We start from the raw sequence: 13,576 nt of genomic DNA, 5'->3' as shown, positions 1-13,576 counted from the left end.
TGTGTTTACTGGAAAGACAGTAGTAGTGACTGGCGTATCCAAAGGGATAGGCAAAGGCATCGCACTCGCCTTTTTGCAAGGTGGTGCTCGAGTATACGGTATTTGTCGCACACAAACCCCCATCGCGGAGTTACACAAACCTGAGTATCAAGCTCGTTTCACTCAACAAAGCGGCAATATTACCGACAGCGAGTTCGTCAACTCCGCTATTCGCCAAGCGATAAGCGACACGGGTCGGGTTGATGTGTTAGTGAATAACGCTGGGATCACGAATGATAGCTTGTTCTCTCAGATGTCGTACGACGCTTTTCATAACGTGTTAGATATCAACTTCAAAGGTACATTGCTGTGTTGCCAAGCGGTGTTACCAGTCATGACTAAGCAAGGTGCAGGCAAGATTATCAACATGGTGTCGCAAAGTGGAATAAGCGGACGTGAAGGCCAAGCCAACTACGCGACCTCAAAAGGCGCAATTATTGGCCTCACTCGGACTATTGCACGGCAATATGGTCACTGTGGTGTTTACTGTAACGCACTCGCTCCGACGTTTATTGCAACCGATATGATTGATGATATCCCCGCAAGCATTATCAACCCGGTGCTTAAACATACCGCACTAGGTCGTGTTGGGAGCGTCAAAGAAATTGCTGATGCCACGCTATATCTCGCTTCTAGCGCCTCTAACTACCAAACGGGAAATGTGCTTCGTTTGGATGGAGGGCTTGCGGTATGAATGCTCAAGCGTTTATTTTACTTTATCCAACAAGTGAATTTGATAGCCACTTCGTTACCCATTTGCTGTCGCAAAAACATCCGTTACTCCTTATCAATGCAAGTGCTGAGGTGCTCGCGCATAATCCAGAAGCGAGCCATATCCACCTCAACGCTCCCCTCTCTGAGTTAAATACCAATACATTACTAGATTGGTTTGAACTCAATAATAATCAGCAAGAAGTGATGGTACTGCATTGTGCCAATCGCCTTGATGAAAGCAATCTACTTGAAGACATTGCCGTTGGCGAGCAAGTGATTGCGCGTCTAGAAAGCGCATTTGCGGCACTCAGAGTCATCGCCGACAACCTCAGAGTGAGTGGTGGAAACCTCGTCTTTTTAACGCAATCAGACACCTTAAATTACGAGTTAGAAGCCACCGCCAGTGTCTGTAACCACGCTCATAATGCATTGATGATGACGCTCGCGCGCGAGTATCAAGGTAGCAAGCTGGCAGTGAACAGTTTTGTGTTACCGCTACTGGCTACCGATAGCAAAGCCGCAAGAATCCAAAAGCGTAACCTAAAAGGAGGCGTACTGGGTGCACGACCTGCGGTATACAGCTATCAAGACTTGGTGGAATACCTAGTCAACTTTATGAAAACCAACACCATGCTCACCGGTCAATCCATCGCATTCACACCAACGCTGGAGCTCAAGCTATGATGCCGGTTGACTTATACTGTTTCCATCACGCAGGTGGCTCTTCTTTGTTTTTTAGGGAATGGGCCAAACATTTACCTGCGCATTGGCAACTCCACGGCATCGACTTACCGGGCCGTGGTACTAAAGCAGGTATGCAATCTTTACGGGACTGGGATGAGGCACTTAGTCACCTAAGTAGTAGCACGCAACTTCAGCCGCGTAGTGAGCGGCTGTGCGTGTTTTTTGGTCACAGTCTTGGCGGGATGGTGGCTTATAAGCTTGCCGATCATCTTGCTAAACACGCACTGACAACACCGGATTTACTCTGTTTATCTGGATGCCGCGCGCCAAGTATTCCCTCGGCTACCCAGTACTCAAAATTGACTGACTCGGACTTGCTCACGACTTTATATCATCTCGACATGCTGCCTAAACATCGTTTAACGAAGGACGTAGAAGCGGTTGTGGCCGCTATGTTTAAAGACGACTTTATGTTAGCCGAGCAACCCGTCAGTACAGACATCACGTTGACGATGCCGGTCGAACTGATCCTCGCCACACAAGATCACTTGGTTAAGCCTGAGTCACACCAAGCTTGGTCTGAGTACTGCGAGAACCATTTTCAGCACCATCATGTCGATGGCGGTCATATGTATTTACAACAACGCCCAACGCTGGCGTGTGAGGTGATTGTCGCCGCTGTAGCGCGACACTTAGCACGCTTGCAGCAAACAAAATACCAAAAAGCAAACTGGCAAAAGCCGTTGTGTTAAGGCGAAAAAACAAGGATCACGCAATGAACTCACAGTCCAATTCCGCCAATTTCAAGTCTCTGACAACGAGGCAACTTCACGTATGGCAAGCCCAACAGCTTGATTTGGCAAATCCAGTATATAACATCGCTTGCGCGGTACAATTTACCGGCGGGCTCACAGCTGAGGCGCTAGAGCGAGCCTTAGTGTTGCTATTTGCAAGGCACCCAGTTTTATCGAGTCGTATTGATGAGGCTCATGGCGAGCCACAACTCGAATTATTAGCCAGTGCCCCTAAGTTATTAGCCGTGCCTGATGAGATTGCCGCTTTTAGTGACTCTGTCACCGCCAAAACCTTAATTGAGCAAGCTATCGATATCACTAAAGAGACCTTTCAATTCTACGCTTGTAGCTCAGAAACTCGTTTGCTATTGACCATCAAAGGGCATCACATCAACTGTGACCAGTGGGCATTGCAAGTACTGATGAGCGATTTACTCGCATGTATAGAAGCGGTGCTTGATAACTCTGAACTTGATCTCGCCCCCCTTGATTATCAAGTGATGTTTGAAGAAAAGCCTGAGCGTGCAGCAACTTCACAACAGAGCGAACTCTATCCTATCGATTTTTACCAGAGTAATACTGGGGCACTAGCGCACCATTATGACGGCATCGCGTTTCGTGAAGAAAACCCAGAGGCACTCAAACAAGTAAAGCAGGCAGCCTCTCAAGCTGGCGTTACGAGTTTTAGCGTCGTGCTTGCCAGCGTCTTTTTGACTTTATTTCATACCACTGGGCAAACCGATTTGACCATAGGGATCCCGATGGCTCGCCGCACCCGTAAAACACGCGCGATCTTAGGTCATTATTCAGACGTTGAAACGGTTTCTATTTGCGATATTGAGCAGTACACAGGCGCATCGCTTATCAGTGAAGTCAGTAACCAGCTCACCCAATTACTGCTGTCAGGAAATAATAATAAAGACGCTGCAAAGCATATTAATGTCACCTGTAACTACTTAGCCAAGCTAAAAAGCAATGGCATTCGTCCAGGGATCACCCCGTTGATGATTGGTCGCCAAGGGTACGAACTTGCTTTGGGCACAACGGGAGATACCATTATCAAAGGGGTATCCATCGAGCCTGGTGTTTCACAATTTGATATCGAATTTACGCATTTTGAAACCGAAGGTGGCCTTTGTCGTAAAGTGGTCGCCGCTAAGTCTGTCTTTTCTCGCGTGGCAATGACACGGATCACCGATATTCAGGCGCGCTTTATTGAATTACTTACCCACTCTAGCGATCTTAATATCGCCGAGCTGCCTGTACTGGATGAAGAAGAGCAAAAGCTTATCTTGGCGCGCAGCAATCAAGATAATGAAACGTTCTTTTCCGACACCACTTTAAATCACTGGTTTGAACAAGCGGTAAGTAAACACCCAGATCAAATCGCACTACAAACCCAAACACAATCTATCGATTATAAAACCCTTAACGCCAGAGCCAACGCCCTTGCCTTGCATTTACGGGAGCAATATCAGTCTCAGTATCAACAAACCCTCACTGCCGATACGTTAATTGCGCTGTACATGCAGCCTTCTATCGAGATGCTGATTGCAATTCTTGCTGTCACTAAAGCGGGTGCGGCTTATGTGCCGCTGTCTCCCGACCATGCCAGCGAGCGAACAACCTTTATTCTAAGTGACACCAACCCAAGCCTGTTGATTGTCGACGAGCAAGAGTATGCCGCCGCACAAGACAAATGCCGTTTGGCGGAGGTGGCTTGCCCATTAGTTACACCACTCAATGCCCAGCAACAAAGCGACACAGCCCCTGTCATCAGCCAATCACCGCAGGACTTGGTATACATCATTTATACCTCAGGTACGACTGGCCAACCAAAAGGCGTGATGCAAACTCATGAAAACGTCGCCCGATTGTTCACGGCAACGGAGCAAGATTATGGCTTTGACCACCACGATATCTGGGTGCTTTACCATGCCTATACTTTTGACTTTAGTGTATGGGAAATGTGGGGTGCCCTACTTTATGGCGGTAAACTCTGTATTCCTGACAACAGCCTGATCCGCGATTTTGAGGCCTTTGCAGACTACTGCTCAGATAATCAAGTGACTGTGCTTAATCAGACTCCTGCCGCATTCTATGAATTTAGTGCAGCGGCATTAAGCGCAAAATTGAATTTTGACAAACTGAGGTATGTGATTTTCGGTGGTGACAAACTCAACCCCGAAATGCTCAACCCTTGGTGGAACTGCTACGGCGATGAACAGCCGCTATTGGTCAACATGTATGGGATCACTGAAACCACGGTGCATGTCACCTATAAAGCACTCACGCAACAATCAAGTTCTAAAGCCTCTCATATCGGTAGACCCATATTAGATATGAAAGCGTACGTGCTAAATTCCAAATTGCAGTTGGTCGAACCCGGCGCCTGCGGTGAGTTATATATTGGCGGAGCAGGTCTTGCTCGTGGTTATTTAAACCGCGAAGCACTCAGTCAAGAACGCTTTATTAGCAGCCCATATGCAAGCGAACAAGATATTCAACAAGGACGAGCCAGACTGTATAAAACCGGTGACTTGGCAAGACGCCTGCCGGATGGTGAGTTGGAGTATATCGGTCGTAACGATAATCAGGTGAAGATCCGTGGCTACCGTATCGAACTGGGTGAAATCGAAAGCGTGATCAACCAATTGCCAGAAGTTGCCCAAGCGGTGGTTATCGACCGTACCCTACAAAGTGTTCCCTACCTAGCCGCTTATATCAAGTTTAAGCCACAACATCACGGCCAAACTGCCCAAGTGAAAGCCCATGTGAGTCAAGCGCTACCCAGTTATATGCAGCCAAAAACGTGGACTGAGCTTGCGGAAATACCTTTGACTGGCAACGGTAAATTAGACCGTAAAGCGTTGCCAGAGCCTGAACTGGTAAGCCAAAGCGAATATGTGGCGCCGCAAGACGAAACGGAAGCGCAACTGTGTGAAGCATTTAAAACTTTGCTTGGTGTTGAGCAAGTGAGCACCAAAGATGATTTCTTTGCTATCGGTGGTGATTCTATTCTCACGATTCAACTCGTTGCTTTGCTCAGAAAACAAGGCATTGAACTACAAGTAAAAGATATCTTTGATTGTCCAACTGCAGCGGCGTTAAGTCAGCGTATTGTTAGCGTACAAGCGACTCAACGAGAGATAGCACAAGAGCAAGGCCTGCTGAGCGGACGCTTTGATCTACTGCCAATTCAACAATGGTTTTTCAATAAAGCACTACCGGAGGAGAATCATTGGAATCAGGCATTTGCAATCAGGATCCCAAGCGGCTTTAGCCAAACTCAATTACAAGAGGCGCTACACAGTTTAAGTGATCAACATGATATGTTGCGCACAACCTTTATGGAATTTGAAGGCCATATTACGCAAGAATATAACGATGTTAGTACGATGGCGCCACTCAACGTCCTTAACGGCAAGTCGCACGATGTACAAGCAGAGCTCAACGCGCGACAAAGCCAGTTCGATATTTGTAATGGCCCACTTTGGCAAGTTACACATATCGAAGCATTTTGTGAAGACTACGACCTGCTTCACTTTGCACTTCACCACTTAATCATCGATGCGGTTTCTTGGCGGATCATCGCGCAAGATCTGCAAACCCTTTTAGCACAAGGAGAGTTGCTGAGTAAACGCACCAGCTATCGACAATGGGTAGAAATGATGCAAGCGTACCCGGCAGCACACCCGCAAGAAATGGTATTTTGGCAGCGTTTAGCAACCAACTTACCAAGCTATCCGCCAAGCATGGCTGCAACACCGTCAACCGCTTGGTTAGAGCTAGACGCGCACACCACGGCCCGCTTAATACGTGACGCGAATGCTGGCTTCAATACGCAAGGTGAAGAGTTACTACTGGCTGCTTTGTGCCAAGCATTGAGTAAAACCTTTAAGCAAACTCAGCATGCTATCACGTTGGAAAGTCATGGTCGTGAAATGTGGCGTGATGATGCTGATATCAACCAAACAATTGGCTGGTTCACTTGCTTGTACCCGCTACGCCTGACTCAACAAGCGACACTAAGCGACACCATTATTGATGCCAAAGAAGCGCTACGCCAGATCCCAAATAAAGGTCTTGGTTTTGGTAGCGCACAACTGCAAGACACCAGCTTAACGTTGCCAAATGTCAGCTTTAACTACCTAGGCCAAATGGGTGGGCAAAGCGATGCGCTTTGGCAAATAGACAACCAACTGCAAACCGAGACAAGTTCTGCACAAAACGGCTCGGATCTGATCCTCGATATCAATGCGTTGGTTCAGGGCGAGCAACTTAGGATCAAAGTGGATTCATTACTAGATGGAAATCTTACCGATGCCTTCGCTACTCACTTAACACAAGCGCTGCATGATGTATTGGATACAGCGCTCGAGGCGAAAAAGCGCGGCGGTGTAAGCACCCCTAGCGACTTTGGCGCGGGCTCGCTTTCTCAGGAGCAACTAGCTGCACTGCAATCCCAGTTAAGTGAAACACAATTAGAACAAACCACGACTCAGTCTGAAAAAACACAAGAATTAGAGATTTAAACCATGTTGAATTTATGCCAATCACTTGCAAAGGATAACATTGCGCTTTGGGCCAATGGAGACAAACTTAAAATTGTCCATGGTGAGCAAGGACTCAGCCAACAATGGGTTGATTACCTCAAAGCAAATAAAGCCGCATTATTAGATTACCTTGTATCGCAGCAAGTTTTTTCCGAACAAGACTTTGAACAGTTACTAGCGACTGAGCATAAAAAGGCATCTGAGATCCGTGCCATCTTTGATGCTAACAGTATGCAAAAAGGTTTTGTTTATCATCACCTTGCCCAACCAAATGACGATGCTTACCGAGTTCAGTTAGTCATCGATTACCATCAAGCACTCGATGTCGATGCTTACCAACAGGCTTGGATCTTGGCATCAATGCGTTACCCTGCGCTACGTACCGCGTTCAACTGGGAAAATGAAATCATCCAAGTGATCAAAGGAGGAACCGGATTTACCCCAAATCACTTCAGTTTTCACGACTTCAGCACGTTAGACCAAGTTGAACAACAGACACGTATCGATAAGCTCATTCACGATGACCGTAATACGCCTTTCGATTTGACTCAACCGGGATTAATGCGTTTTGCTATCGTTAAACGCGCTGATACACATTACACCCTAATTAAAGCAGAACACCACAGCATCAGCGATGGCTGGAGCTTTCCGGTGATGCTGCAAACCGTGCATCAAAACTACGCCAAACTAACCAAAGGCGAGCCGGTCATTGTTGAAGAAGAAACGGCTTACCTACAAACACAAGCACGCTATCAGCAAAATCAAAAATCTAGCGATAGCTATTGGCAAACCCAAAAAGCACAATTTGGTGAGCCCAATGATATCAACCGCTTATTGAGTAAAAATATTGACCAATCTGGCTCGTCACAGATCCAAAAAGCAGCTTCGAGCGAATTAAAGCTCTCTTCAGAGCGCCATCAACAGCTCAAAGCATTTGCTAAACAACACGGACTCACGCTGAACGTCTTAATGCAATTTGCTTGGCATAAAGTACTGCAATATTACTGCGACGCTGAGCAAACCATAGTAGGCACAACGGTCTCGGGTCGTGAACTACCCATTGACGGGATCCATGCCAGTGTTGGTTTATATATCAATACTCTACCTCTTTCCCTTGATTGGCAAGAAACGGCCAGTATTCGCACCCAGCTTACAGCGCTGAAAGAAAAAATTGCAGAACTTAACGGCAACAGCAGTGTTTCACTGTCGCAACTACAAGAGCCGAATACTCGCCTGTTCAACAGTCTATTTGTATTTGAAAACTATCCGACGCCAGCGGGACAAGACGTACTCGAATGGTCGTTCGATAAGATGATTGAAAAAGTAGACTATCCGCTCACCATCAGCATTGTTGAACAACAAGATATCTTGCTACTTAAGTTGAGCTTCTGCGAAACCATGCTGGCACCAAGCAAAGCACAGCGATTGCTCACCCAAATGACATTGGTGTTAGATGCCATTATTGCTGATGAAAACCAGCCGCATAGCCAAATTTCTTTGTTAAGTAATGATGAGCGAGCACCAATGGTTGAGGTAGACGAGCATGCGGATTATTTGCACTCTACTATTCATGAATTGGTTGCTCAGCAAGCACAAAAAACGCCAACTCGAATAGCGCTAGTTGAAGGCGAAATGCAGCTGACCTATCAAGAATTAGAACAAAGCGCGAATAAGCTTGCCGCCTACATTAAAGATCATGTGGACGTTGCCGCTAGCCATCGCTTTGTTGGGCTTTTCTGTGAACGCTCTATTGCAATGGTAATCGCAAAACTGGCTATCCTAAAAGCGGGTTGTGCTTATGTACCGCTTAACCCTGATTATCCAGATCAGCGCATTGAGTATATGCTCAACGACACGCAACTTGGTTTGATTTTAACACAAAGCGAGCTGCGCCCGCGTATCGAAACACTCGTTGCAAGTTGTGATGCAGAGCCGCAAATTACCTGCTTAGATAGCTTGTCTTTGTCTGATGCAGCGCCCGTACTGTCATGTGCACATGCGCAAACCGAAGCCTATGTGATCTATACATCCGGTACGACAGGTGAGCCAAAGGGCGTGGTCGTTCCACACCGTGGCGTTGTTTCTTTGGTACAAAATACTGATTTAATAAACACGTCAGAAAACGACGTGTTTATTCACCTATCTAATCCAAACTTTGACGCCGCAACGTTTGAAGTTTGGACACCACTGATAAACGGCTGCAAATTGGTTGTAGCAAGTGCGCAACAAGGCGCGGATCCTGACAGCCTATCAAGGTTAATTAAACAACACGGTGTTAGTGTACTTTGGCTAACGCGCACACTGTTTGATTCGCTGTATTTACAACAACCTGATATTTATGACAATGTCCGCTGCGTACTAACAGGCGGTGAGGCAATCACTCCAAGCATAGTCAAACGCATTCTCGCCAGAGATACGCGACCAGAGTTGGTAATAAATGCGTATGGCCCAACTGAAAGCACGACATTTACCACTTTCTATCCATGCGCCAATATTGATGGCCCGGTGCCCATCGGCCAAGCCATTAATCATCGCCAAGTATTATTGCTTGATAAATATCTTAATCCAGTGCCATACGGCGCGACAGGCGAGATATTTATAGCAGGAGCCGGACTTGCATGTGGCTACCTTAATAAACCCGAAATGAGTGCTGCGCGCTTTATCGATAACCCCTTTGCAAGCGCAAAGGCCAAACAATTCGGGCTAGATAAACTGTATAAAACGGGAGACTTAGGACGTTGGTCAGAGTCTGGCGTACTAGAGTTTTTAGGCCGTAACGATCACCAAGTGAAGATCCGCGGGTTTAGGATTGAGCTTGCTGAAATAGAAGCACAACTCAACGAATTGGCGCAAGTAAAAGTCGCCGCTGTGGTGGTATTCGAACAAGCGGGCAACAAGCAACTTGCTGCATACGTGGTACCAGAGCACGGCGAGTTAGACCTCAATGCAGTAAAACAGGAACTGGCTCAGGTTTTACCTAGCTATATGATCCCAAGTTACTTTGAAGTGATGTCGGCGTTACCGTTTAACAACAATGGTAAGCTGGATCACAAGCAATTGCCGACTCCAACCGTGGTGGATGAAGACAACTATCAAGCACCGAGCAGCGAATTAGAAAAACAATTGTGTGGTATTTGGCAGTCAGTATTGGGCCTAGAACAAGTGGGCGTTAATGATGACTTTTTCAAAGTCGGTGGCGATTCTATTGTCAGTATTCAACTTGTGTCTGCGCTGCGTAAAGCTGGCTTTAACCTTCAGGTTAAAGACATCATTGACGCCCCAAGCGTGGCAGCGCAGGCCTATTTAATTCAACACGTTAGCACTGAAACCATCGAACTTATCACGGAGCAAGGTAGGTTAAGTGGTGAGTTTGCACTACTGCCTATCCAACAGTGGTTTTTCGATTTAGGGCTACCAAATCCACACCATTGGAACCAAGCATTTACCCTTAACTTACCTGAACACATTGAACACACGGGGCTGACGCAAGCTATTCAAGCGCTGAGCGAACATCATGACATGCTACGTTGTCACTTTGTTCAGACCAGCAACGGGGTAAAACAAGCGTACCAAGCGGCAATAGAGCTTGAAGTCCCATTACTTGATGCGACGGCTCTGAGTAAAGACGCGTTATTTAACGAATTGACCAAACTACAAAGCCAATTTGATTTATTCAATGGCCCCCTTTGGCAGGCAGCGTTGGTGAAAACGGCCGAGGGCAGTCAGGTATTCTTTGCCTTCCATCATGCCATTATTGATGTGGTATCGTGGCGGGTGTTAAGCCAAGACTTACAAACCCTATTAAGTGGTGAAGCACTAACAGACAAGCTTACCAGCTATCGTCAGTGGGTGGATGCCATTGCCACCTACCCTTCGGCTCACCCTGAACAAGCGTACTATTGGCAGCAGGTACAAAAGGGCTTTACTAGCCAACCCACTTACTCAGCACAATCACAATACAGCATCACGTTTGCGCAAGAAACGACTGCTAAATTGCTACGAGATGCCAATCTTGGTTTGAATACTGACATTAACGACTTGCTTTTGGCGGCACTCAATATTGCCCTACACAGCACTTTTGACAGTACCGTTAATCATATTCAACTTGAAGGTCATGGTCGTGAAAATATAGATCCGCGCTTGGATGTGTCGCAAACCATAGGCTGGTTTACCAGTATGTATCCTGTGCGCCTTGAACACCACGACGACGTGATTGCAACCATCGCAAACACTAAAGAAATGCTGCGTCAGATCCCGGATAAAGGCGTGGGCTATGGCGCTTTTGTACAAGCTGGCAAAGTCAGCGTAATTCGCCCTCAGGTGAGCTTTAACTACCTAGGTCAATTGAATCAGCAACAACAGCAAAGCCGAGACTGGCAGCTGGATGATACTCAAGCAGGCTATGTGATGACAGAGGCAAACGCTCAGGCTGACAATGCACTGCTACTCAACATCAATGGCGCAGTTCGCGGTGACAAGCTTCACTTTGATGTGGTTTCGAGGTTGAACCAATCACAGTCGTTGGCATTTGTTGAGCACTTTGAAATGGCGCTTCATCAGGTCATTAATGCAAGCTGTGAACTAGCCGCGCAAGCGCCGCAGCAAACCCCTAGCGATATGGGGTTAAGCGACTTGTCTTATGGGCATTATCAAGCGCTGAGCAAGCACTATAATATCGAAGCACTTTACCCGGCTAATAGCTTGCAACAAGGCTTTATCTATCATGCTGTTAACTTCCCAACGGATGATGCCTACCGAGTGCAATTGGTCATGGATATTGAACAAGCGCTAGAGGTTGAACACTTTATTCATGCCTGGCGTTTAGCGTCGCTTCGCTTCCCTATTCTACGCACCGCTTTTGATTGGCAAGAATGTCTACTCCAAGTGGTGTGTCGCGACGCCAGTATTGATGACAGTCACTTCACCATAGTAGATCTATCATCCCTTGACGAGCACGGCCAACAGCAAGCCACCAGCAAAGCTCAAGCCGCAGACCGACAAGTTCCGTTTAACCTAAACCAACCGGGGCTTATTCGCTTCACCTTGTTTAAGCGCAGTGAAAACCTCTACACACTTATCAAAACCGAGCACCATGCCATTAATGATGGCTGGAGTGGACCGTTAATGCTGCAAGCTGTCGCGGGGTATTATCGCCAGCTTTGTGATGGCAACACGCCTGAGGTGCAAACGCAGCAAACCTATTTAGAAGCGCAAGCTTATTATCTTAAAAATGCAAAGAAAACGCAGGCTTACTGGCAGCAGCAACAAGCTGACTTTAATACCGCAAACGATATAAACTTGTTGCTTGGTGGCCAGTATGACTTGTCGCAAAGTCGAATTGTTGAACAAGTGCAATCGGTACAGTTTAGCCTTCAAGGTGAGGCATTTAGGTCACTACAACATACTTGTCAGCAAGCTGGCGTCACCCTCAACGTGGCACTGCAATTTGCTTGGCATAAGTTACTGCAAACCTATTCTGGTGATAGCCAAACGATTGTTGGTAGCACAGTTTCCGGTCGTGAAATTCCAGTCAATGGGATTGAACAAGCGGTCGGTTTGTTCATCAACACCTTACCTTTAGTGGTGAATTGGCAAGCAGAAGCAAGTTGTAATGACATTCTCAAAGCCATTCAAAAAGGCGTAGCTGCACTCAATAGCCACAGCGACATGAGCTTGTCGAAACTGCAACGTGATGGTCAACGCTTGTTCCATACCCTCTTTGTATTTGAAAACTACCCGACTCCAGAAAATACCGGCAGCTGGAAGTTTAGAGAATCAATAGAAAAAGGCGATTATCCGCTTTCTGTGGTGGCCCAAAGCGAGCAAGACCGCTTAGACTTTGTGATGCATTACAACGGGGAATGGCTGAGCACCGCACGGGCAGAGTGGATCCTTGACCAAGTACAAGCTATTTTGGTTCAGCTTGGGGAGCGACTGACACAAAGCCATCAAAGCATTAGCTTGGTCAATTACCAAATGCAGACAACGCTTAGCCAATGGCACAACAACGCCGAGTCGTTTGCCACCGACAAAGATCTAGCAAGCTTAGTAGAGCAGCACGCCACTAACACCCCTGAGCTGACGGCCATGTTAACCAGCAGTGGTGAAGCACTGTCTTATGCCGAAGTGAACGGTAAAGCCAATGCCCTTGCAAAGCAAATCCTTGCTCAGCACCCCAAAGTACAAGCTGGCCTATTGCCTGCCGATACCCCTATCGCCCTCTACTTTTCTCGCAGTAGCGAGATGCTTATTGCTATTTTGGCCGTGCTCAAAGCCGGTGGTGCCTATGTGCCTGTTTCACCGGATTACCCAGAAGCTCGGGTTGAGTTTATTTTAACTGACACCAACACCGACTTAGTGCTAACGCAGGAAAGCCACTTGCCGTCACTTAACCCTGTGCTTGGAAAAGCCACAGCGCTCGGCGTGAAGGCGCTCAGTGTGAATACGCGTGCACTTGCAGTGGAGCATGAGAACCTAACCCGTCCAACCGCGTTGGCTAACTTGGCTTATATCATCTACACCTCAGGGACAACCGGACAACCAAAAGGCGTAATGCTCACGCAGCACAATGTGCTTTACTATCTTCACGCCTTAACCAGCCAGTTAGGTGACAAGTATCGTAATATCGACTTTTCTTCTAACTACTGTTTTGACCTGTCGGTGACCACCACCTTATGCCCGCTTCTTGCTGGACAAACGGTGTGTGTTTATGAAGGCGATATTCTTGATGCCGCCGCCTTTAGAGCTCATCTAAATGCCGCGAATATTGGCTTTGTGAAAACCACACCC

General features: G+C 47.0%; 5 protein-coding genes. All 5 read left to right on the top strand.

Annotated elements, in window-relative coordinates; genetic code table 11:
- Position 1 precedes the first annotated feature (1 nt).
- Positions 2 to 733 carry an SDR family NAD(P)-dependent oxidoreductase gene (locus BB427_RS01330; RefSeq protein ID WP_010606256.1) on the top strand — a complete coding sequence of 244 codons (732 nt, stop codon included), beginning with the start codon at positions 2 to 4 and terminating at the stop codon, positions 731 to 733.
- Positions 730 to 1,437 carry a hypothetical protein gene (locus BB427_RS01325; RefSeq protein WP_069018712.1) on the top strand — a complete coding sequence of 236 codons (708 nt, stop codon included), beginning with the start codon at positions 730 to 732 and terminating at the stop codon, positions 1,435 to 1,437. The genes BB427_RS01330 and BB427_RS01325 overlap by 4 nt, the downstream gene beginning before the upstream one ends.
- The gene (locus tag BB427_RS01320; protein WP_069018711.1) at positions 1,434 to 2,189 is read left to right on the top strand and encodes a thioesterase II family protein; all 756 of its coding nucleotides are present in this window, start codon (positions 1,434 to 1,436) and stop codon (positions 2,187 to 2,189) included. Before BB427_RS01325 ends, BB427_RS01320 begins: the two co-directional genes overlap by 4 nt.
- Positions 2,190 to 2,212: 23 nt before the next feature.
- The gene (locus tag BB427_RS01315; protein WP_069018710.1) at positions 2,213 to 6,766 is read left to right on the top strand and encodes a non-ribosomal peptide synthetase; all 4,554 of its coding nucleotides are present in this window, start codon (positions 2,213 to 2,215) and stop codon (positions 6,764 to 6,766) included.
- A 3-nt stretch (positions 6,767 to 6,769) separates the two neighbouring features.
- The coding region (locus BB427_RS01310) for a non-ribosomal peptide synthetase (RefSeq protein ID WP_083229819.1) at positions 6,770 to 13,576 on the top strand (6,807 nt) is incomplete at its 3' end.

It is taken from the genome of Pseudoalteromonas sp. BMB, from assembly GCF_001709235.1.
GTDB classification, from domain to species: Bacteria; Pseudomonadota; Gammaproteobacteria; order Enterobacterales; family Alteromonadaceae; genus Pseudoalteromonas; species Pseudoalteromonas maricaloris.
Note: the sequence above shows the minus strand (reverse complement) of the source record. Positions and strands in the feature narration are given on the sequence as shown.